The 22,441-nt window shown below is 44.8% G+C and carries 25 protein-coding genes; 4 read left to right on the forward strand and 21 right to left on the reverse strand.

Annotated features, from left to right (window positions below; all coding sequences use genetic code 11):
• Positions 1-4 precede the first annotated feature (4 nt).
• The 5 genes from MHB63_07315 to MHB63_07335 all read right to left on the reverse strand — a co-directional run bounded on the left by MHB63_07315 (position 5) and on the right by MHB63_07335 (position 4,267).
• On the reverse strand, positions 5-1,333 hold the full coding sequence (locus MHB63_07315; protein MEK3806387.1) for a PTS sugar transporter subunit IIC: 1,329 nt from the start codon (positions 1,331-1,333) through the stop codon (positions 5-7).
• Between the two features lie 12 nt (positions 1,334-1,345).
• Complete coding sequence (locus MHB63_07320; protein ID MEK3806388.1) at positions 1,346-2,752, reverse strand: GH1 family beta-glucosidase; 1,407 nt, start codon at positions 2,750-2,752, stop codon at positions 1,346-1,348.
• Positions 2,753-2,767: 15 nt separating this feature from the next.
• Complete coding sequence (locus MHB63_07325) at positions 2,768-3,076, reverse strand: PTS sugar transporter subunit IIB (protein ID MEK3806389.1); 309 nt, start codon at positions 3,074-3,076, stop codon at positions 2,768-2,770.
• Position 3,077: 1 nt separating this feature from the next.
• Positions 3,078-3,419 (reverse strand): PTS lactose/cellobiose transporter subunit IIA, encoded by a 342-nt coding sequence (locus MHB63_07330; GenBank protein ID MEK3806390.1) that lies wholly within the window; start codon positions 3,417-3,419, stop codon positions 3,078-3,080.
• A 134-nt stretch (positions 3,420-3,553) separates the two neighbouring features.
• A complete protein-coding gene (locus tag MHB63_07335) occupies positions 3,554-4,267 on the reverse strand; it encodes a GntR family transcriptional regulator (protein ID MEK3806391.1) in 714 nt (237 codons plus the stop codon).
• Positions 4,268-4,486: 219 nt separating this feature from the next.
• On the opposite strand from MHB63_07335, the gene MHB63_07340 reads away from it, so the two are divergent.
• Entirely contained in the window at positions 4,487-4,972 is a 486-nt protein-coding gene (locus MHB63_07340) for a hypothetical protein (protein ID MEK3806392.1), read from the forward strand.
• A 145-nt stretch (positions 4,973-5,117) separates the two neighbouring features.
• Here the strand turns inward: MHB63_07340 and MHB63_07345 are convergent, their stop codons facing one another.
• The 11 genes from MHB63_07345 to MHB63_07395 form a co-directional block, all read right to left on the reverse strand.
• Complete coding sequence (locus MHB63_07345) at positions 5,118-5,444, reverse strand: hypothetical protein (GenBank protein MEK3806393.1); 327 nt, start codon at positions 5,442-5,444, stop codon at positions 5,118-5,120.
• A 513-nt stretch (positions 5,445-5,957) separates the two neighbouring features.
• Positions 5,958-6,311, reverse strand: coding sequence for a DUF1048 domain-containing protein (locus MHB63_07350; GenBank protein ID MEK3806394.1), 354 nt, complete (start codon positions 6,309-6,311; stop codon positions 5,958-5,960).
• A 30-nt stretch (positions 6,312-6,341) separates the two neighbouring features.
• On the reverse strand, positions 6,342-6,662 hold the full coding sequence (locus MHB63_07355; protein MEK3806395.1) for a PadR family transcriptional regulator: 321 nt from the start codon (positions 6,660-6,662) through the stop codon (positions 6,342-6,344).
• Between the two features lie 227 nt (positions 6,663-6,889).
• Positions 6,890-7,615 (reverse strand): twin-arginine translocase subunit TatC, encoded by a 726-nt coding sequence (gene tatC / locus MHB63_07360; GenBank protein ID MEK3806396.1) that lies wholly within the window; start codon positions 7,613-7,615, stop codon positions 6,890-6,892.
• 63 nt (positions 7,616-7,678) lie between these two features.
• Positions 7,679-7,885: a twin-arginine translocase TatA/TatE family subunit gene (gene tatA / locus MHB63_07365; GenBank protein MEK3806397.1), complete on the reverse strand. Its 207-nt coding sequence runs from the start codon at positions 7,883-7,885 to the stop codon at positions 7,679-7,681.
• Positions 7,886-7,904: 19 nt separating this feature from the next.
• The gene (locus MHB63_07370; GenBank protein MEK3806398.1) at positions 7,905-9,791 is read right to left on the reverse strand and encodes an alkaline phosphatase D family protein; all 1,887 of its coding nucleotides are present in this window, start codon (positions 9,789-9,791) and stop codon (positions 7,905-7,907) included.
• Positions 9,792-10,570: 779 nt separating this feature from the next.
• The gene (locus MHB63_07375; GenBank protein MEK3806399.1) at positions 10,571-11,770 is read right to left on the reverse strand and encodes an NADP-dependent malic enzyme; all 1,200 of its coding nucleotides are present in this window, start codon (positions 11,768-11,770) and stop codon (positions 10,571-10,573) included.
• An 18-nt stretch (positions 11,771-11,788) separates the two neighbouring features.
• Complete coding sequence (locus MHB63_07380) at positions 11,789-13,114, reverse strand: 2-hydroxycarboxylate transporter family protein (GenBank protein ID MEK3806400.1); 1,326 nt, start codon at positions 13,112-13,114, stop codon at positions 11,789-11,791.
• A gap of 135 nt (positions 13,115-13,249) precedes the next feature.
• On the reverse strand, positions 13,250-13,957 hold the full coding sequence (locus MHB63_07385; GenBank protein ID MEK3806401.1) for a response regulator: 708 nt from the start codon (positions 13,955-13,957) through the stop codon (positions 13,250-13,252).
• Entirely contained in the window at positions 13,954-15,555 is a 1,602-nt protein-coding gene (dcuS, locus tag MHB63_07390) for a DcuS/MalK family sensor histidine kinase (protein MEK3806402.1), read from the reverse strand. Before dcuS ends, MHB63_07385 begins: the two co-directional genes overlap by 4 nt.
• A 270-nt stretch (positions 15,556-15,825) precedes the next feature.
• On the reverse strand, positions 15,826-16,866 hold the full coding sequence (locus MHB63_07395) for an NAD(P)-dependent alcohol dehydrogenase (GenBank protein MEK3806403.1): 1,041 nt from the start codon (positions 16,864-16,866) through the stop codon (positions 15,826-15,828).
• 300 nt (positions 16,867-17,166) lie between these two features.
• Here MHB63_07395 and MHB63_07400 point away from each other — a divergent pair, with 300 nt between their 5' ends.
• Positions 17,167-17,784: a hypothetical protein gene (locus MHB63_07400; GenBank protein MEK3806404.1), complete on the forward strand. Its 618-nt coding sequence runs from the start codon at positions 17,167-17,169 to the stop codon at positions 17,782-17,784.
• Positions 17,785-17,843: 59 nt separating this feature from the next.
• Here MHB63_07400 and MHB63_07405 read toward each other — a convergent pair whose 3' ends face one another.
• From MHB63_07405 to groES, 3 genes are all read right to left on the reverse strand, one after another.
• Positions 17,844-18,134 (reverse strand): hypothetical protein, encoded by a 291-nt coding sequence (locus MHB63_07405; GenBank protein MEK3806405.1) that lies wholly within the window; start codon positions 18,132-18,134, stop codon positions 17,844-17,846.
• A gap of 163 nt (positions 18,135-18,297) precedes the next feature.
• Positions 18,298-19,926, reverse strand: coding sequence for a chaperonin GroEL (gene groL / locus MHB63_07410; GenBank protein ID MEK3806406.1), 1,629 nt, complete (start codon positions 19,924-19,926; stop codon positions 18,298-18,300).
• Between the two features lie 42 nt (positions 19,927-19,968).
• Complete coding sequence (groES, locus tag MHB63_07415) at positions 19,969-20,253, reverse strand: co-chaperone GroES (protein ID MEK3806407.1); 285 nt, start codon at positions 20,251-20,253, stop codon at positions 19,969-19,971.
• Positions 20,254-20,532: 279 nt separating this feature from the next.
• Here groES and MHB63_07420 point away from each other — a divergent pair, with 279 nt between their 5' ends.
• Positions 20,533-21,267: a type II CAAX endopeptidase family protein gene (locus tag MHB63_07420; protein MEK3806408.1), complete on the forward strand. Its 735-nt coding sequence runs from the start codon at positions 20,533-20,535 to the stop codon at positions 21,265-21,267.
• A 2-nt stretch (positions 21,268-21,269) separates the two neighbouring features.
• Positions 21,270-21,467, forward strand: coding sequence for a YdiK family protein (locus tag MHB63_07425; GenBank protein ID MEK3806409.1), 198 nt, complete (start codon positions 21,270-21,272; stop codon positions 21,465-21,467).
• Between the two features lie 24 nt (positions 21,468-21,491).
• Here MHB63_07425 and tatC (MHB63_07430) read toward each other — a convergent pair whose 3' ends face one another.
• Together tatC (MHB63_07430) and MHB63_07435 are read right to left on the reverse strand one after the other, a co-directional pair.
• Entirely contained in the window at positions 21,492-22,241 is a 750-nt protein-coding gene (gene tatC, locus MHB63_07430; GenBank protein MEK3806410.1) for a twin-arginine translocase subunit TatC, read from the reverse strand.
• 18 nt (positions 22,242-22,259) lie between these two features.
• Positions 22,260-22,439 carry a twin-arginine translocase TatA/TatE family subunit gene (locus tag MHB63_07435; GenBank protein ID MEK3806411.1) on the reverse strand — a complete coding sequence of 60 codons (180 nt, stop codon included), beginning with the start codon at positions 22,437-22,439 and terminating at the stop codon, positions 22,260-22,262.
• Between the last annotated feature and the right edge of the window lie 2 nt (positions 22,440-22,441).

Here is a 22,441-nt window from a genome sequence, read left to right on the forward strand (position 1 = left end):
TCTTTCAGGCAATCGCACTTTCTGACTGTTCTTTTGCTTTAAGCTCTTCGCCGTAAGATAAACGATCCTGCATTCTGACGAATGGAAGATAGATTGCCACAGACATCGCAATCGTTGCAAGCTGCAGCAGGGCAGCTCTCCAGCCACCAATCAAAAAGCCGGAAACAATCGGCGGTGTTGTCCAAGGAACCTGAAGGGCATTGAACGGTTCTACCCATCCCCAAATGATGGAGAAGTAGACCATGAACGATGCAAGTGCAGGAACAACGATAAATGGAACAAACATGATTGGGTTGAACACAATCGGCATACCGAAAATGATTGGTTCGTTGATGTTAAATAGTCCTGGACCAAGAGATAATCGGCCGAGCTGCTTTAAGTGTGACGACCTTGCCACCATAAGAGCCGCGATAATGAAACCGATCGTAATCCCCGATCCTCCGAGTTTTGTAAACACATCCAGGAATTGAATGGTTACAATTTTAGCATTTTCTCCGACAACCAGTGCTTCACCAGAATCAATAATTGCCTGGTTTTGCAGAGCATTGGCTGTAAGAAGCGGTCCCATAACCCCCATGATGATGGCAGCACCATGAATTCCGCACCACCATAGAAGGGACATCAAGACCATGATCAGGACAGCTCCAGTAAGCGTGTCCGTCAAGTTTTGCACAGGCACTTGAAGCAGTGTATAAACAACCTCAGTAAATGTCTTATCAGCAAAAGCCTGACAAAGTGCAAATACAATGACTGCAGCTGTGATAACTGCAAATCCCGGAATTAAGGCAGAGAACGAGTTCGCTACACCAGGCGGAACACCATCCGGCATTTTAATGCGAATGTCGCGTTTAATAAATTGTGCGTAAACGAATCCGACAAATAGTCCGACTACAATGGCTGCAAGTACACCTTGTCCGCCGGTCCAGACTTTTGGAATAACGCCTGTGACCGTTTCGCCGTCTTTTGTCAGTACAGAAGCCTGAGTAATGATCAGGAATGCGATGATTCCTAAAATACCAGCCGGCGTACCTTCTATTTTTTCATTCTTAACGTATGAGTATGCAATTCCAAAGACGCCGATCAGCGCCAGAATATCAAATGTAGAACCGACAACCTGAGTAAGCGGAAGGCTCCACTGTTCACCGAACAATTTTACCATAGTTTCTGCCCAGCCAGGAATCGGAGCAGCAAGAATGAGCAGGAAAAGGGAGCCGATAATGGTCATCGGCATGGTTAAAATAAATCCATCCTTAATTGCAAGTGTCGGTTTCGCATTTGCAAATCGAAGGAAGAAAGGCATGAACTTTTCAAATATACTTTCTAAGCGGCCCATCTGATTGCCTCCTTAAAGTTCTTCTGCGCGAGTGGCGATAATATCCTTGTACCAAAAGAACGACTGCTTCCGTTTTCGTGCAAGACCATTTTTATGATCAACGTAGATAAATCCGTATTGTTTTTTGTATCCATTCAGCCAGCTCAGCAAATCAATGACAGACCAGGCAAAGTATCCTGAAACATTAATTCCTTCGCTTACGGCATTCTTTACAGCTCTTAGATGACTCTCAATATAGTCGATTCGGGGCTGATCAAGAATCTCTTCACCGGCGATCGGGTCTTCATCTCCCAAACCATTCTCAGTGATATACATCTTGATGTTTCCGTAACGCTCTTTAAGCATGCGCATACCATCGAGGAATGCGTCAGGAGCGATTTCCCAGCCCCATTTCGTATACTCTTTGTCATCCATCATGACTGTTTTGTATACGCCGTCGAATGACGGGTTTCCAGGTTTGCCTGTTGAATTCTCGCGGCCGCCTGACATAACAAGTGCTGAATCGTTTTTCATGACCCGCTGCGGGCAGTAATAGTTCAGTCCGATGAAATCATTCATAGGAGCCGTCCGGCGAAGCAGAGCAAGCTCGTCCTCCGTCATATCCGGAAGCAGACCTTGAGCTTCAAGGGCATCCGTTACGTATTCAGGGTAAGATCCTTTTAAGATCGGATCGTAATACCAGTGTGTTGAATAGGCATTCGCATGTTTTTCTGCAAATTTATTTTCTTCTTCGTCATCAATGCTGAACGCAGGGTTGAATACGTGAGTAATACCGATTTCGCCCTCATAGCCTGACTTTTTAAAGCTTTCCACTGCACGTGCATGAGCAACAAATACATTATGTGTTGCCTGGAAGTAGGCTTTGGCATCCCCTTCGATTCCCGGCGGATGTGCGCCTGTTAAGTAGCCTAACGAACAGAAGATAACGGTTTCGTTAAAGGTAATCCAGTTTCGTACACGGTCGCCGAAAGCTTTGAAGCAAACTTCAGCAAATCTGACAAATGCATCCGATGTTTTCGTGTTCCGCCATCCTCCGTCTACTTCAAGAGGCTGCGGCAGATCCCAGTGATACAGGGTCACAAACGGGATAATGCCATATTTCAGACATTCATCAATGACATTGTTATAGAAATCCAAACCCTTTTGGTTTACCTCTCCAGTACCGTCAGGGATAATGCGTGTCCAGGCAATCGAGAAGCGGTATGATTCCAGTCCCATTTCTGCCATGAGCGCGATGTCTTCTTTATATCTGTGATAGTGGTCAATGGCCACATCACCGTTCGTTCCTTCAAATGTTTTACCGGGAATCTTTGAAAAGACGTCCCAATTTGAAACTCCTTTACCATCCTCGTTCCATGCACCCTCTACTTGGTAAGAAGCCGATGCTGCACCGAACAGGAAATCCTTTGGCATTTTCAAGTTCATTCACCCCGTTTATTTATTTGCTAGTTTCATTGCCTGATCAAATACTTTTGCGCCGTTCATCATGCCGTAGTCAACCGTATTGACCACATCAATCGCAACACCTTTTGGTTCACAGATTGATTTACCTTTATTCAGTAAGTACTTCACCTGAGGACCAAGCAAAGCGACATCAATTTCATCCGCATACTTCTCCATCTCTGATTCAGGGTAAGCTGCAATTTTAGCCTCTACACCGCGCTCAGCGGCAACCGCTTTCATTTTCTCCACTAACATACTAGTTGACATGCCTGCTGCACAGAATAGTCCGATCTTTACCATATCAATTCATCCCTTTCAATTTGTTAATTTCTTTTTGCATCGTCATCATATGATCCAATAGCTCTTTTACTAGAATCGTATTCATTAAGTGATCCTGGGCGTGAACCATCAGGACGCCGACTTTTGCTGATTTCCCTTGAGCCTCGAGTGTGACAAATTTGGTTTGGATCGCGTGTGCTTCTTTTAAAATCGAATCACCTTTCGCTACTTCAGCTTCTGCCTCTTCGATTTTGTTTTCTCTGAGCAGATGCAAGGCTGCATGATAACTTGCTTTCGCATCTCCTGAAAATGCAATCAATCCAAAAATATCTTCAGGGCTTATTTCAATTGCTTGTTCAACCATCTATGAACACCCTTTCATAAGTATAATTTAAATTCATAGGTACAAATTTTATAAACTTATAATAACTTACTAGATTTCAAATGTAAACCCTTTTATTTAATCAAAAAAAAGAGAGCCCTCAGCCCTCTTCACACTTAACTACCTTTCATATTCGATACTTTCAGTAATTTCACATGTTTGAAATGATGCACGGACTGTGAATAATCAAAAATTGCGCCGTTTGTTAAACAAACCGTATTATCCACAACTAAAGCCGGATCATTTTCCTTTAACCCCAGCAATTCAGCCTGCTCAGACGTAAGATAGTCTGCGCCGATGATTCTGTCTGCAAAGCCAATCGCAAGTTTCTGGTCATTTCTCAAATAATTATAAATCGATTTCTTCACGATATTTTCATCAAGATATTTCACAAGGTCTTTGTTGAAGTAAGAGGTTTCAATCGAAAAAGGATCTCCATCAACATATCTCAGCCTTTTCACATAATAAACAGATGTACCTGCTTTGCAGCCCATATTGACTGCCAGATCCTCATCTGCCTCTATCAGTTTAAAATCAAGAAGTTTATTTTCTACAAGGCGGTCACTGAAATCGTTCGTTACCCCCTGCAGCCTCTCAAGATTGACGTGTCCTCTGTTGTGGTGGTTGCGGATAAACACACCGCTGCCCTGAACTTGATACACATATCCCTTATTAACAAGAATATCAATTGCTTTACGAACGGTGTTGCGGCTGACCTGATATTTTACGGCATATTCATCTTCCGTCAGCAGTTTATTCGTTTTCTGATAAACATGGCGGATAATATCAGACTCTATCTGGCCGGCCACTTGAAGATACTTTGGAGTCATTCTATTTGGCACCTCTCTATACATACTAAAAACTAGAAATTATTATAGCAGAAAAAATTGTAAACGAATTCATAAAAATATCATACTTTATTTTTTAAGAGAATCAATCCTGCTGAAAAAGGATCCAGATCCATTTTGTCTCCGGGTAGGCATCCGCACACTCATTTAGGTATCTGCCCGCATAACGTACATAAGCGTACGAAGGATGGAGGTTTATCCATGAAAAATTTTTATGCGTTTCAAGGAATCGTCACAGCTATCAGTGATTTTAACACAGGTCAAAGCGGCGACGGCTGCATTAAAATATTTACAGCAGAAAATCAATCGGGCTCCACTGTAAATTTCATTGTGTCACCTGCCACTTATTTTGTCGACTATGCAATGGTATCCACAGGAGATCTTGTGACTGGATATTATGACGGAAATGCACCTGTTCCGCTCATCTATCCGCCCCAATATCAGGCACTGGTGATGGTAAAAGAAAGCCAGAATCAAAATGTGAAAGTATCGTATTTCAACAATCAGCTCGTGAGCAGCGACGGACAGCTCAAGCTGAACCTTTCGCCTTTTACGCAAGTATTGCTGACAAACGGCCAGGCTTTTACGGGCAATCCCGCTAACCGTGATCTTGCTGTGATTTACGGGGCTTCCACGAAAAGCATTCCTGCTCAGACTGTTCCTTACAGGGTGATTGTTTTGTGCTGAGCGCAATGGAAAAAAGCTCATTCTTAGCTGATCATCAGAAAAGAATGAGCTCTTAAATTTTTCATCAATAAAAAAATCGGGTGCTTGGAGATAGAATATCATTCAGAGGCATCCAGAGGTAATTTGAGAGAAGACATTATGAGGCTTAACTAAAACTAACCCTTACATTTCCTTCTTTTTCTGCTGCTGACATAGAAATAGATAAAAAGTCCTGTATTTGTTTGATCTCCCACTTAACGAATTCACTTTCCGGTATTCTATTGATTTTCCAGAATTTCCGATATTCGTTCAAAGCTTTTTCGATTTGCTGCATGGAAAAAGACGAGCTGCTGCCTGTTCCGCTGACTCCTCCGTTAAATTCGTCTGCATCAAGTACACCGTATACAATTGACGCGTGTCCATTACCCATACTGAAACGAAGATAGGCAATTTCCTCTCCTGCCTGATTGTAACCGCAAATATCATGTCCCATCATTTGTCCTCCTTTAAAATTGAACGTACATAAGAATACAATTTCATAAAGGTTTTAAACATTGTTTACAAATGGATTCACCTCCTTTAGATGGAGTTTTGTAGAGGTTTTTTAGGATTATTGCTAAAATTGTATCATTAGAATTGATAAAAAAGAGAGGGATTTCCCGCGGTAAAACAGGTGGATTTTTATAGGATAAAAGACTTAGTTTTCTTCTTTAATCATCACACTATCCTCGGTTCCAGTCAATATACGGACGGAATATTTACCTAATTTTTACAATTAATTAACACGCAAGGACTGCTCAATCATTTGAGCAGCCTTCTATATGACCAGCGGCTTGATGCTTATCCTAGCTTGCGGCATGCTTCATCCTAATTCCTCCCATATAAATTTTGTTGAATGACTCACACCAGCTATTAAGTCTTACTGGTAACACGTATCACTTAGTACATGACTAAAAAATACCTGAACAGCGAAGATGGCCACTTACAAGAATAGCCGGCTATTCAGTCAAGATTTTTTATCGTTTTTCCCCAATTGCTTCATAATGCTCTGGTTCAGATTTTCACGCTGCTTGGCGGCATATGTTTTCGCGTTTGCCACAAGTTCATCAGCAAATGCAGCCACATCCTCTCCGGTAATCTCCAGCACTTGTCTGCCTTCTGCCGCTCCGCCTTCAAACAATTCAATCAGCTCATATTGGATATGCAGCATATCCATCCCGCTGCCTGAAGAGAAACCCCACATATAATGCTGAATTTTCTTAAAAACAAACTGATAATCCTCCGGCAGGGCTTCAACCCGTGCCATCATCGTTCTGTATTCTTTTTTGTCGCCAATCATCTTTCTAAACCAGTCCATCATCTTGTTTCCTCCTTTAATCACAGCTAATTCCTAATTTGACTTCAGAACATTAATTTTCGCAGATACAAAATCCCATTTTCTCCAAAAAAGATCAAGTTCCTTTCTGCCTGCTTCATTCAGCGTGTAAAACTTGCGGGGCGGGCCCATATCCGACGGTTTTTTTTCAATGTTCACCAGTTGTTTTTTTTCCAGACGCACAAGGATGGTGTAGACTGTCCCTTCCACTACTTCCGTAAATCCAAGTTCATTCAGACGGCGGGTTATCTCATAGCCATACGTTTCATGGCGGCTGATAATCTCCAGCACGCACCCCTCAAGCGATCCCTTCAGCATTTCCGTTAAATTTTCTATGTTGAGAACCTCCTTTATTTTGTGTGACATATTCAAACGCTATTCAGTATTGCTTATTACTTATATATAGTATTACTTAGTAGTAATGGTGTCAACTATTTTAACATTTTTTGCATTTGCGGTTTCAATAGCAGCAATAGAAGCTCCACACAAGTTTCATCAACTCATGGGAAGCTTCTGGGCAGAGTAGGTGTATAAACGGCTTGACATAGGTGAAAATTCCAGCATCACACATTATGCGATAAAGCAGTCACTGTCTTCTTCTGCGAACGCCACGCGCAGAGCCAGATGCTGATTTCGTACAGCATGATCATCGGAATGAGCACGAACAGCTGGGAGACAAAGTCCGGCGGCGTTATAACGGCCGACAGGACAACGAGTCCGAAAAAGACGTACTTTCGGTATTTCCTCATAAACTCAGGAGTTAACAGCCCGATTTCTGTTAGAAATAAAACGACGGCCGGCAATTCAAAGAGCAGTCCCAAGGGCAGGATGATCTGGAATAAGAACCGGAAGTATTTTTCCGCCGTGAACATCGTCTCAAACATCCCGTCAGACAGCGACACGATAAACTCAAACACCATCGGAAAAACCAAAAAGTAGCCAAACGCCACTCCGCTCACAAATAAAAAGAATAACAATGGAATGAATATCAAGGCTGCCGAACGTTCCACCGGTTTCAATGCAGGCTTGATGAATGCCCACACCTGATAGGTGATCAGCGGAATACAGCAGGCAAACGCGCAAATACTCGCTAGTGTAAAATAGATCCACAGAATATCAGAAGGCCCAAGGACTGTGAGCTCAAGCTCTGCGTCGTTAAGGATCCAGCGGTAGATGTGCTCCACACTTAAAAATCCGGCTATCAAGAGAACCGCATAAGCAACAGCCACTGTGATAATCCGCTTCCGCAATTCCATCAAATGATTCTGGATAAACTCCTGTTGTGTCATCTTCACCCCTCCATCTTAGAAAAAGAGAGACCGCACGAAGCCAAGTCCCTCCCTTTTCTGCTCTTAAGATTCTCTTTGAACAGGAGCCGTTTCTTCTTTCTTCGCTTTCTTCGGCTCTTCTTCTGACATCAAGTCTTTCGTGCCTTTCTTGAACTCACGCAGGGTTACCCCGAAAGAACGTCCGATTTCCGGCAGTTTTGAAGGTCCGAATACAATTAATGCAATGATGACAATTAAAATCAGGCCTGGAACTCCGATATTTTGCAGCATGAAAACGCCCTCCTGTTTTTTAAAGTATGCTTCCTTGTAAAACGTTTATTTTCACTTCGCCGTTCGGCACTTCACATTGCCACAGCAGCTTTTTGGTTGCCTGCGGCTTTTCGATATTATCGACCGAGTAGGCAGTCCATGTTGCTTTTGTCTTGCTGAGCTGCAGCACGGCATATCCGTGAGTTGTGCTGTCAAACAAGTCAATCCATGGATTTTCTATTTTCACGATATTTTGAAGCTCTTTAAAAAGCAGCTCTGCTGTAAAAGTTGAAACGCTGCTGAATTTCCCTTTTAACCGTTTCACCAGCTCATCTGCTGCGTCCATTGGAATTGGACTTGAAACATCAGGTATTGAGTTCATGGAGTTGCGAAGGGATTCTCTCAAGTTACTGGATGTGACAGAACCGACCATCAGCTCCACACCGAACTTTTCACCGCCGCGTTTATACTCATTTTGCATGTAAGATGCTTCGAATGTGTGAAAATCTCCTGTCAGCGCAAGGAAGTTTTTGATTCCATTGTCAAGCACCGTTTGGGCAATCTGCTGTCTTTCATAAGCATAGCCGTCCCATGCATCAAGGTTCAGATATCTCCCCAGCGCTTTCAATTGTGTTACCTGTACTTCATTGCCCCAGATCTTCCACGTTCCCTTGGCGTTTTTCAGCTCATTTAAGAACCACTCTTTCTGGGTTTTCCCGAGCATCGTACGGCTCGAAAGGTTAATATCCTCACATCCGCGTGCCAGGTAGCGGTCCAGCGTACCTTGTCCGCAAGGGTGCGCACTTCGGTAAAGACGCTCATCCGTCATGATGATCGATGCAAGATTTCCGAGCGTAATGGTGCGGTAGATTTTAACGGAATCTTCAAATGTTCCATTTGGATTGTAAGGGACACGTGCCGGAATGTATTCAAACCATACCTGATTCGCAACAAGCCGGCGGGCCGGATCGGATTCCGGATTATCATCCGGTGCGACGGCCGGATAATACGTGTCGTTGGCAAACTCATGGTCATCCCAGATTCCGATCATGGCATGCTTTTCATGAAGCTTTTGCAGGTCCTTGTCCGAACGGTACGTCTGGTACAGCTTGCGGTAGTCCTGAATCGTGAACGCCTTGCTCTGTCCGCTGGGCAGTTTGATTTGGCGGCCATCAATATTCCCCTGGTAGGCAGCGTCGCCGACCGACTCATAAATGTAGTCTCCGAGATGCAGGAAAAAGTCCATTTCCTCATCCGCCATGTGGCCTAGCGCGTTAAAATAGCCGTTGGTGTAATCCTGGCACGACACATATCCGATCGATGCTGACTGCACATCCGCACCTTCTTGCGGCAGTGTCTTGAAACGGGCTGTCTTACTGACAAGTCCGCTCTTTGTAATGAACCGGTAATAGTACGTCTGACTGGAAGCGAGCTCACCATCCAGGTCGACACGCACAACATGGTCATGGTCCTTCCAGATCGGAGAGAAACCTCTCATTTCCACTTCAGAAAAATCTTCTTTTTTACTTATCTCAAACATAATGAATTTACCTTGATTAATGCCGTCTTCTAATGAAGCATCGTTTGAAGCTTCATTTTCAAGCCAGTAAATGACTTCACTAGAGAATTCCTTATTCGTTAAACCAGTCTCCAAAGAAGGATCAACCCTTGTCCAAAGCATCGCACCCGTCGGCGTCGGATCACCTGACGCAACAGACTGCGGGAACCCTTTCCCAATCGCTTGTGATGCAGCATAAGGCTGAACTGCTGTTGCCGCTTCCGCACGGGAAACCATCGACGTCAAACGGGAGATTCCGGACGTCTCCAGTGCCATAACCGCAGATCCTGCCAGGAAATACTTCAGGAACGTCCTGCGTGATTTATCGTAATTACTGCCTGATTGATGCTGATCATGATTCTTGTCCAAGGTAATTCCTCCTTCAAGATGTCTTCACCCATGATTCTACCGGCTCAATTTAAAGGCAGTAATAAGGACTTATTACAAGGCGTTTATAAGAATGTAAAGGGGAGGTAAAAAGCGGTGAAGGATTTGGATTATTTTCAAAAGATTTGTATTGGAAGAAATAAGAGGAATCCTTTATAGACAAATCCAGCTGCAGTCAGAATGTTATGTACGAAAAGAGGTTGGATAAAACATTAGAGCAGTTGAATTGCACTAATTTTAAAATAGCTAATTCGTATGCTATCTGACCACCGGCCACCGGTTATAACGTACGAATGCGCGGGTATCTTTCGCTATCTGAACAACAGCTACTAATTATAACGTACGAATGCGTATGAATCTTACGCTATCTGAACAACAACTACTGGTTATAACGTACGAAAGAGCAGAAATCTTACTCTATCTGAACACCGGCCACTGGTTATAACGTACGAAAGAGCAGGAATCTTACTCTATCTGAACACCGGCCACTGGTTATAACGTACGAATGCGTATGAATCTTACGCTATCTGAACACCAGTCACTGATTATAACGTACGAAAGAGCGGGTATCTTACGCTATCTGACAACCAGCCGCTGATTATACTGTACGAATGCTCAGGAATATTACGCTACAGGAAACTTCTAAAGAACCACCAAACAGTCTGACATAAATAGCAATACAGAAAAAAAGGTGAATTTGAGCAGTTTACACTCAAATTCACCCTGATTCTTTTATTTACAAGATTCTTGTTAATCCATCATCAAACTTCCTGAAGCTTTCCGATCCTTGCAACTCCTGCAGCAACTGCAGCTTCACCGACAGCAGCAGCGACGCTTGAGACAACTCTTGGATCGAGAGCATCCGGAATAATGTAGTTCGGGTTCAGCTCATCTTCGGTTATAAGCTCCGCAATAGCGCGGGCGGCTGCGAGGTTCATTTCCATCGTGATATCGACAGCCCGGACATCAAGGGCACCCCGGAAAATGCCGGGGAAAGCAAGAACGTTGTTGACCTGATTCGGGAAGTCCGAACGGCCTGTGCCGACGACCGCCGCCCCTGCAGAAAGCGCTTCTTCAGGGAAGATTTCAGGGGTCGGATTGGCCAGTGCCAGGACAATAGCGTCCCGGTTCATGGTTTGAACCAATTCTCCGGTCAAAGCACCAGGTCCGGATACACCAATGAACACATCGGCTCCGGCAATGGCATCTTTCAGTGTTCCGCGGGTTCTTGCACGGTTTGTTTCCTCTGCGATTTTCGCCTGGCTTGGATTCATCCAATCCTCGCCCGGGCAGAGAATGCCTTCAAGACTGACCAGGGTGATATCCTGTATCCCTGCTTCAAGAAGGAGCTTTGCAATGGCAATACCGGCAGAGCCTGCCCCATTAAGCACAAGCTTGATTTCCTCCTGTTTTTTCTTCACAAGGCGCAGTGCATTGATCAGTGCAGCGTAAACAACAATGGCGGTTCCATGCTGGTCATCATGGAAAACCGGGATGTTCAGCTCTTTTTTCAGTCTCTCTTCAATTTCAAAGCAGCGCGGGGCTGCAATATCCTCAAGGTTTACGCCCCCGAAGGTAGGTTCAAGTGCTTTGACGATTTTCACGATTTCATCCGGATCTTTTTCGTCAAGACAGATCGGGAAAGCATCGACTCCACCGAACTGCTTAAAGAGCATAGACTTTCCTTCCATAACCGGCATGGCGGCTTCAGGGCCAATATCTCCCATGCCAAGTACGGCAGTTCCGTCCGTCACGATGGCGACCATGTTGCTGCGCGCCGTCAGGCTGAAGCTTTCTTCGCTGTTCTCAGCAATCATGCGGCATGATTCTGCTACGCCAGGCGTGTAGGCCAGGCTTAAATCCTGTGCCGATTGAATATCCATTTTTCCTGTGATCTCTATTTTTCCCGCAAGTTCCTGGTGGAGCTTTAGGGCTTTTTCTTTTATCAATGCTTCATTCAATGTAAACAGTCTCCTTTTTTAACCGAGTAATTTCATAAGCAGGATAGCGATGATTACTGTTGATGCACCGCCGAGTCTTGTTGCAACCTGTGCGAACGGCATGAGCGACATCCGGTTGGAAGCAGACAGAATCGCCACATCTCCGGTTCCTCCAAGGCCGCTGTGACAGCCTGTAACAATGGCCGAGTCGACCGGATACATCTTCATCAGCTTGCCTGTGAAATAACCGGTAGTTACCATTGCAACAACAACGCTGATGCAGACTAGAATATAGCCGGGCGTTACAATCTTCACAACATCTTCAAGAGGAATGTACAGTATGCCAAGTCCAACCATAAGCGGCCATGTCAGGCTGGTTGAGATGAACTTGTACAAGTGGAACGACCCCTGCTCCATCTTGGCCGGAAGAAGCTGAAAGCATTTCACCAGGGTTGCGGCGACAATCATCAGCACCGGTCCCGGAATTCCGAGGAATTTGTGCGCGAGTCCTCCGAAAATAAAGAACGTGCAGGCAATCAGAAGTCCTGCTCCCATCAGCGAAAAGTCGATTTTATTGAATTTAGACTCATCTTCCTTGAACGTGTTTCCATCTTTCGATTTCACAAGAACGCCGTTTCCGGTCAAATCCGGTCTGCGTTCTCCAAGATTTTTCATCAGACCTGCGCAGATGATGGCGGCAATGTTTCCAATTACGGCTGCGGGAATCATCTGGGACACATAGCTTTCAGGCGATCCTCCAAGAATCTGCGAATAGCCCAGCGACAGCGGGAGAATACCTTCCCCGATGCCTCCTCCAATGATCGGCACGACAATATAAAAGAATGTGTGCTTCAAGCTGTAGCCGAACAGGGATCCTACGAGCATGGCCGCTGCCACAGATGCAAGCGTACCAAGAACGAGGGGGACAAACATCCTCATAAACCCTTGAATCAGAAGGCTCCGCGTCATTCCGAGGATGCTTCCTGCGACTAAAATGGAGATATAAAGATATAAAAAGTTGGATGTTTTCATCAATGTGGTGACGGCTTCCATAGAAGCAGGATTCAGCACATTGTAAAAGACGAGAATGGACGGAACCAGCAGCGACAGAATCGCCGGTCCTCCAATGCTTTTCAGAATGGGAATTTTCATACCCAGGTCGCCAAGCAGAATTCCCATGACCATAATCAGGGCAAATCCCCCAATCATATCGGGTGGAAGTTCATTGTTTACTGCAGCTCCATAGACGATGAGAGCTATGACAAGGTAAACCGGCAGCGGAATGACACCGATCTTCAACTGGTTGATTTTGTACCATAAGCCTTTTCTTTTTTGCTGTTCCGCTTCAAAAGGAAGCGTTTTCATTGCGTTAGCTGATTTCAAAGGAATACCCTCCTGTCTCTTCTTTCCCTATCATAGGAGAGAAAACCGGAGAATCCTAGTTTATGAAACTTATGAAAGCGTTACTAAAATTAAAAAAAGCAAGCGGAGAGCATCCGCTTACATATACTGGTTCATTATGTGAATTTTGGATTGATTGACTGAATGCTGATAAACTGGTCTGCCGATCGTACCGTAGCTGACCTTGACATTCAGCACCCCGGCATCAATCAGAAACTTCAAGTATTTCCGTACCGATACGCGGGATATGCCCACCTTGCTGACGAGGTCATCTATGGAAAAATGCTCAGCTTCAAGTTCAAGAATGGCTGTCCAGGTAAGCTTCAGTGTTTCCTGTGTCAGACCTTTCGGAAGGTCCTCCGGCAAATGCCGCTCCTCTTTGCGGAGCAGCATCTCATCCAGGTCTTTCTGGCTTAGAACCTGCTGCTTCAGGATAAAAGAGGCCTTTTCCCTGTATGCCGAAAGCGCCTCGTGAAACCTTTCGTATTCAAACGGCTTAATCAGATAATCCACTGCACCGAGCCTGAGAGCCTTCTGCACACGGTCAATATCGGAGGCTGCAGAGATGACGATAACATCTATCTCCTTCTTTTTTTCCCGGATATACGCCAACAGATCGAGTCCGCTTTTACCCGGCATAAAGATATCCAGAAGAATCAGGTCTATCTGGCTGTTTTCAAGAGCCGCAACAGCTTCTCCGACCGAGGTGCAGACGGCTGCCAGTTCGAATCCGCCGGACTGGGCCAAATACCGCTTATTGAACTCGGCCACCATCGGATCATCTTCTACAATCATCACCCTGGTCATGACGTGCCACCTTTGCTTTCGTATGGGATGTAAACGGCCACTTTCGTTCCCCTTCCTTCTTTTGATTGAATCTCCATGTCTCCATCAAGCCTTGAAAGACTCTCGCGGACTAAATGCAAACCGATCCCGCGGTCACTGCCTTTCGTAGAAAAACCTTTTTCAAAGATCCGGCTTTGAATGTCGTCACTCATTCCGCTGCCTGTATCCTTCACTTCCACGGTCAGGATCTCATCGCCATAGTCAAAATGGACACTGACCTTTTTGTGCGCAGAATGTTCAACGGCTGCAAGTGAGTTATCAATTAAATTTCCGATGATGGTAATCAGCTCGTGGGTAAGGTGTTCCTCCCCTTCCGGCACAGGATAACCGGTCGTGTAGACAAGCTCCGCTCCCTCTTCCCTGGCTTTGCTGACCTTGCCGATTAAAAAGCCCGCCAGCACCGGATCTTTTATCTTCCTTGAAATGGAGCCGATTTCGCCCTGATGATGCCCCACAACTCCGCTGATATAGCCGGCCAGCTCCTCATAATGCTTCATATGGACCATCCCTAAAATGACATGCAGTTTATTCATAAATTCGTGTGATTGAGCTCTGAGAGCATCCGCATAAAGCCTCACACCGGTCAGCTGCTCGGCAAGCTGGCTGATTTCCGTTTTATCACGGAACGTCGCCACCGCCCCGACCGTTTTGCCGTCCAGAATAACCGGCACCCTGTTTGTAAGAAGAGTGATGCCTTTTAATTCCTGCTCTTCATCAAGTTCCGGCTTCCCTGTCTGCAGCACCCGCTTCAGAGTGGAAGACGGCATATAGTCATTAATATCCTTCCCCACCGGATTTTGAATCGTCAGCCCCGCCTTATGCACGAGCTTTTCCGCCGCTTTATTCACAAGAGTAATGTTGGCATCTTGGTCGACGGCTATGACCCCTTCCCGGACAGACTGAAGAACGGCACTCCTCTCCTGAAGAAGCTTGGCAATCGCAAACGGCTCCAGTCCGAACAGAATTCTCTTAATGTACTTCGCGAGGAAAACCGCTCCCGCCATTCCGGCAAGAATCCCAAGAACCGTTCCAATCAGGATATTTTCCCGGCTCCTTTCCGCCGCATCATTTACCTCCTCAAGAGAGATTCCGACCGCAGCAGCCCCGACTTCCACTCCTTCTGCGTTAAAAATCGGGGTGAAAGACCGGAGCGACCGTCCAAGTGTCCCCTCTGATATGCTTGTATATGCTTTCCCTCTCAATACTTCCTCTTCATCTCCGCCGACAAACGGCTTCCCGACCTTCGCTGGATCAGGATGGGAAAGCCGCGTCCCCTTCATATCCATAATCACGACAAATTGAACACCCGAAGCCCTGCGGACTTGATTGGCGTAATCCTGCACGGCTGCCTTATCTCCCTTTCCATCCAGTGCGTCAATAATCAGCGGCGTTTCCGCCATAATCCTTGCTACATTCCCGGCCTTTTCCTCCTGGTTTCTCTCGCTGTTCTCCGTCACCGTACTAGTTACAAGCAAATTGGTCACCAAAAGAGACAGAGCAACAACCGCACAGACGAATACCGTAATCGTTACCTGAAGACTCCATTTTCCTTTCTTCATCCACTCACCTCTAGTTTCTGTACACTCATTATACAGAAAGGACACGGATGTTTCAGGAAAGCGTCCTCTGCTTTTCAAAAAGAGGGTTAAAATGCATGATGCTTCGTTCTTCACCATAAAAAAGGAGCCTTCCATATGGAAAGCCTCCTGTTATGAGAAGCTATGGCAGCATTAGCATGTGAAATCGAGCACGGCTCCCGCTTCTTTTTAAGCATACAGAAAAGGGTGTCCAAAGATTGACCTTTGAACACCCTGAACGTAACTGCTGCCTTACATTGTGCTGATATCAATGACAAACCGGTACTTTACATCTGATTTCATTACACGGTCGTATGCTTCATTAATTTGATCGGCTGAGATGACTTCAATCTCAGGAGCAATGTTATGCTCTGCACAGAAATCCAGCATCTCCTGTGTCTCACGGATTCCGCCGATTAAGGATCCCGCAAACGAACGGCGGTGGGCAATCAGAGAGAACACGTTTAATGACAGAGGTTCGGCGGGAGCGCCGACGTTTACCAGACTGCCATCAAGAGTCAGAAGGGAAAGATAATCATCAAGCTTCAGCTTGGCACTTACCGTGTTAATAATCAGATCAAACGTGCCGGCAAGCTTTTCAAACGTCTCCGGATCACTTGTTGCATAGTAATCAGCCGCTCCAAACCGCATACCGTCTTCTTTTTTCTTCAAGGTTTGGGACAGCACCGTCACTTCCGCACCCATAGCGTTTGCAATCTTAACAGCCATATGACCAAGACCGCCGAGACCGACAATCGCTACCTTTTTGCCCGGACCTGCTTTCCAGTGATGCAGCGGAGAAAAGGTCGTAATGCCCGCACAAAGAAGCGGTGCAGCCTGATCAAGCTCAATCTCATCCGGAATGCTCAGCACAAAATCCTCGACCACGACAATATGAGTAGAATAACCGCCCTGAGTCGGCTCCCCGTATTTATCAACACCAGCGTAGGTAGGAATGTTTCCTTTCAGGCAGTATTGTTCCTCCCCTTTCTGGCAGTTCTCGCAATCACCGCAGGAGTCTACCATACAGCCGACCCCGACGCGGTCACCGACCTTGTATTTTGTAACCTCGGGTCCTACATCCGTGACAATCCCCGCAATCTCGTGCCCAGGTACAAGCGGATAATTCACCTCGCCCCATTCCCCATGCGCCGTATGAATGTCAGAATGGCAGATCCCCGCAAATTTAATTTCAATCAAGACATCCTTCGAATCCAAATCGCGGCGCGTAATCTCAGCCTCTTTAAAAGGTTTGTCCGGCCCGTCAACAGCTCTTGCTTTAGCAGTAATCATAGAAAAACCTCCAATAGTGATAGTTTCATAGTAAGAGAAAGCAAAGGACAGAAGCAGAATTCTCTCTACGTCTCTATACCTCTTTTTGCTCTTATGAAACCATGGTAACTGTTAGAGTTGACTGTAGGTCAAGTGATGAGGGTATTTTGTTTGGTGGATTTTGATATGTATTCATGCTGTGTTTCCTAAGACCTGTAAGTATATTAAATATCAAATTCCATTTAGAATAGATTTATAGAGTTGTCATGAAAGAATCTTGCAACAGCAAAGGATTACATTGATATGAAAGGTGGGGGTTGGATGAACAATAGCTCCAGGACCGAACAAAAAGAGAGGGAATTTTGGAATTGGTTCTTAAAAAACGAATGGAAATATAAAAATATAGAGCATTCTTCTTTCATAAGTAAATTCCGTCTTTGGCAAGCTAATAAGCGCGTGAAAAAAGTTCACCGTCTTTTATCGGTATACATAGGATCCTCACCTGGTTTTCATGGGACAGATTACATTTATATTTCCTGCGAATGCAACCCTGATGGTATACCTCATGTACGATCATTAATTAGCCGTTTTCCGGAAGATCACACTCAAAGCTGGAAAGCCGTTCCTTTTATCCCGCCTGCGGATAGTATTGACGATCTTACTATTGTTTTTAAGGAATGGACTCTTTATCCAAAAGAAATATTTTTTGAGATTCATAGGGATTCAAAATCAGAAAAAGTGAACATCCATTTTTATATCGATTCCCAGCACGTGAACCAGCCAGAGACAATGGCTTCACCGCTCTTTCATCTCCTATTAGAAGCAGTCGGGGAAGAAATCATTATGTCAAAACTCGGGGTAATTGACGTTCTTCCTTTTTCAAAAGAAAAATATGAAGATGCAGTACCTTTTAATAGAATAAAAGAATTTATTGGATAGCCCTCAACGCATTCAAGGCGATTCGTTTACTACATGCTAGACATTATGCATATATTCATTTAAAACAAGTGCCTTTTTGCCGTCTCAATAAATTCTTTTCCAAAATGATATGGAAGATACCTTAAGCTGTCATCATGAACCAGTGCTTCGATTTCATTCCATTTTTCAATATCTTCTTGAATGAAGACCTCCTCGAGCTTACTGATATCTTCCCTCAATTTTTGTATCCAACAATCATTCTCCAGATCTTTAAAATCAATAAATCGATCATCTAATGTATCATTATATGACTGGTTGTAGTATCCATCATAAAAGTATTTGAGGTATTTAAACTCTTCTTTTATCTTCATTTAAAATCTCCTTCGGTTATTTTATTTAGTTATATATAAAATTTCTCTCTAGTTATGTTATTCCTCCAAGAGGTTACGCTATTAGAACGAAAAACAGTAAAAAAAGAGGCTTCCCAAATCTCTCTGGAAAACCTCTCAATTTACTTCTATTTTTGGGCAATGATTACATCATTCCGCCCATTCCACCCATGCCGCCCATATCAGGCATTGCAGGAGCGTTTTCTTCAGGCTTGTCAGCAACTACTGCTTCAGTAGTCAGGAACATAGCCGCTACAGATGCAGCGTTTTGAAGCGCTGAACGAGTTACTTTTGTCGGGTCAACGATACCGGCTTCGATCATGTTTACCCATGCGCCAGTTGCAGCGTTGAATCCAGTGCCTACTTCAGCATGCTTCAGGCGCTCAACGATGACTGAGCCTTCAAGGCCTGCGTTGTGAGCGATTTGGCGTACTGGCTCTTCAAGTGCGCGAAGAACGATGTTTACGCCTGTCGCGAAGTCGCCTTCTCCTTCAACAGATGCTACTTTGTTGTATACATTTACAAGGGCTGTACCACCGCCTGATACGATACCTTCTTCTACTGCAGCGCGAGTAGAGTTAAGGGCATCTTCAATGCGAAGTTTGCGCTCTTTTAGTTCTGTTTCAGTTGCAGCACCAACTTTGATGACTGCTACGCCACCAGCAAGTTTAGCAAGGCGTTCTTGTAATTTTTCTTTATCGAACTCAGAAGTTGTTTCTTCTAATTGAGCACGGATTTGTTTTACGCGGCCTGCGATTTTGTCAGACTCGCCAGCGCCTTCAACGATTGTTGTGTTTTCTTTTGTTACAACAACTTTAGAAGCGCGGCCAAGCTGGGAAATGTTCGCTGATTTAAGGTCAAGACCTAAGTCTTCAGTGATCACTTCTCCGCCTGTAAGAACAGAGATGTCTTCAAGCATTGCTTTGCGGCGGTCGCCGAATCCAGGAGCTTTAACAGCTACTGCATTGAATGTTCCGCGAAGTTTGTTTACTACTAGAGTAGCAAGTGCTTCACCTTCAACATCCTCAGCAATCAATAGTAGAGGCTTGCCTTGTTGTACAACCTGCTCAAGTACAGGAAGGATCTCCTGAATGTTCGTGATTTTTTTGTCAGTGATTAAGATGTACGGGTTGTCTAGGACAGCTTCCATTTTGTCTGAATCAGTGACCATGTATGGAGATGCATATCCGCGGTCGAACTGCATACCTTCAACCACTTCAAGCTCCGTTGTGAAGCCTTTTGATTCTTCGATTGTGATAACGCCGTCGTTGCCAACGCGCTCCATTGCTTCAGCGATCAATTGACCTACTTCGTCGTCAGCAGCAGAAATCGCAGCTACTTGAGCAATGGATTCTTTGCTTTCGATTGGTTTAGAGATGGCTTTAAGCTCTTCTGTAGCAACAACAACCGCTTTTTCGATACCTTTGCGGATACCCATTGGGTTAGCGCCTGCTGTTACGTTTTTAAGACCTTCGCGGATCATTGCCTGAGCAAGAACCGTAGCAGTTGTTGTACCGTCACCTGCTACGTCGTTTGTTTTGCTTGCAACTTCAGCAACAAGCTTTGCACCCATGTTTTCGAATGCATCTTCAAGCTCGATTTCTTTTGCGATGGTTACACCGTCATTTGTGATTAGCGGAGATCCGAATTTTTTCTCAAGAACCACATTGCGTCCTTTTGGTCCAAGTGTTACTTTTACAGCATTTGCAAGTGCGTCAACTCCGCGCAGCATTGCGCGGCGAGCGTCTTCACTGAATTTAATGTCTTTAGCCATAATTTCTTACCTCCTGAAAAGTTTTTTATGTTATTTATAAAATTAGCCGATGACTGCTAAAATGTCGCTTTCGCGTAGGATTAAGTATTCAGCACCCTCATACTTCACTTCAGTACCAGAGTATTTTGAGAAGATAATACGATCGCCTTCTGCAACTTCAAGAGCAACACGCTCACCGTTGTCAAGCACACGACCAGTACCTACTGCTACAACTTTGCCCTCTTGCGGCTTTTCTTTCGCGCTGTCCGGCAATACGATTCCGCTGGCAGTCTTTTCTTCAGATTGTACAAGCTCAATTACGACACGATCACCTAATGGCTTTAACAAGTGAAACAACCTCCTCAAATTTCATTGATTTAAATTTTCTTATTTATTAGCACTCAGATGTCTCGAGTGCTAACACAAGTATTATATTATAGAATCTCTCACTCAAATTCAAGTGATAAGTCAAAAAAAAATGAAATCCTTATCAATTACATGATTCGTCCCCATAAGGCATACCATAAAGGCGTTATCCTCCTACATGCTGCCCTGTTTATGGTACAATAATGCCTAGTTGACACATAAACATATGACCGATAATCGGCGAAAAAAGGAGTCATTCGATTGAAGAAAGAATACTGGCTAATCATTTTGACATACATCGTCATGCAGTTTTCAGGCATTCTTGGCATCCCGCTTCTTCTTAAGCTTGGCGTAGGCGAAGGCGAATCGATGAGAATGGCTCAGATTATGGCATCCGGATACTGGACCGTTTTCAGCTTTGCGGCTGCATTTGTCCTCGTCCTGTTTTTCATGCGCACCCACTTTAGAGACAACAAGGAATTAAGAGGTGACGCAGCCCCGGTAAGTGTGTCCATCCTATGGGCAGTGGCCGGAGTATTTTTGGCGCTGACTGTCCAGGTTCTCGCAGCCACAATTGAAACGAGAGTGCTCGGAATCCAGGGAGAGTCAGAAAATACGCAGATTATCATGGAAGTATTGAAGGTTACGCCTCTTCTTATCCTCGTCACTTCCATTATCGGACCGATATTAGAGGAAATCATTTTCAGAAAGATTCTGTTCGGCGCTCTCTATCAGCGCATGAATTTCTTCCTTTCGGCTTTGATCAGTTCAATCGTTTTTGCGCTTGTGCACGGTGAGCCGCAGCATCTGCTCCTGTACGGATCAATGGGCTTTGTCTTTGCTTTCCTGTATATCCGGACAAAGCGCCTGCTCGTACCGATCTTTGCGCATGTCGCCATGAATACACTGGTCGTGCTGCTGCAGTCGAACCGCGAACAGATTGAAGAAATGATGAAGAATGCGGAACAAATGCAATTTATTTTTGGAGGCATGTAAGAATGAGAACAAGCCCGGTATCGATGGGAATCTTCTACTTGGCAATGGGCATCCTGTTTACCTATCTTGCGGTGAACAGCTCGGAAAACGGGCTATGGTCTTTTCCGACCATCCTGCTGATGCTGATTGCAACATTTGACCTTGGAGTGGCATTCCGAATGTTTACTCTTTCGTATAAAGTAAAAGCGAAGAAAAAATAGGAAGAAGGGTAATCCGGCAGCGGATTACCCTTCTTTATTTTCTTCCTCAAACTGTGTTTTCTGTGCTTTCCGGTAGGCAAACCTTGAGACGAAAATACTGACTTCATACAAAATGAAAAGCGGAACAGACACCATGAGATGCGAGACAATCTCCGGAGGTGTGATGAGCGCTGCGATGACAAGCAGAATGAAGTATGCGTATTTCCTCACCTTTGACAGGAACATCGGCGTGACGATCCCGAGCCTTGTCAAAAACATGATGACAACCGGCAGCTGAAACAGCAGTCCGAATGGTATGGTGAGCTGAATCAGAAACTGAAAATACTCGTTAATCCCGATGACCTGGTTAATATCAAGATCATTTGACAGCTGCTCCATAAAGTCAACCACGAACGGAAACAGCAGGAAATACGAAAAGCTGAGACCGGCCAGAAACAGCCCGATGCTAATCGGGATATAGCTGAGCGTAACGCGGCGTTCTTTTTCGTAAAGCCCCGGGCTGACGAAGGCCCAAAGCTGATAAAGAATAACCGGTGACGTCAGGATAAAGGCGATGATAAAGGTAAACTGCATGTAGACCATAATCGGATCTGTCATGCGGAATGAATTAAGCGTCAAATTCTCTGCTTCTGTCGTATGCTGCAGATAAATAATGATCGGCTTTGCGAGTAAGAAGCCGGCAATCACAGCGAGAAACAGGAAAAAGACCGTAATGATGATCCGTTTTCTGAGCTCGGCAATGTGATCGATGACCGACATGTCGTTTTGTTTCATAACTGCTTTCATCCTATCTTACTTCTCTTCCTTCTTTTTGTCTTCCTCATCGTCATCTGCAAGCCCTTTTGTGGCAGACTTGAACTCGCGCAGCGAATTTCCCAGCGCTTTTCCAAGTTCCGGAAGCTTCTTTGGACCAAAGATTAATAAAGCAGCAAAAACGATCAGCAGCAGACTTCCAAATCCTATGTTCGGCATGG

The organism is Bacillus sp. FSL H8-0547 (assembly GCA_038002745.1).
Lineage (GTDB): Bacteria > Bacillota > Bacilli > Bacillales > Bacillaceae > Bacillus_P.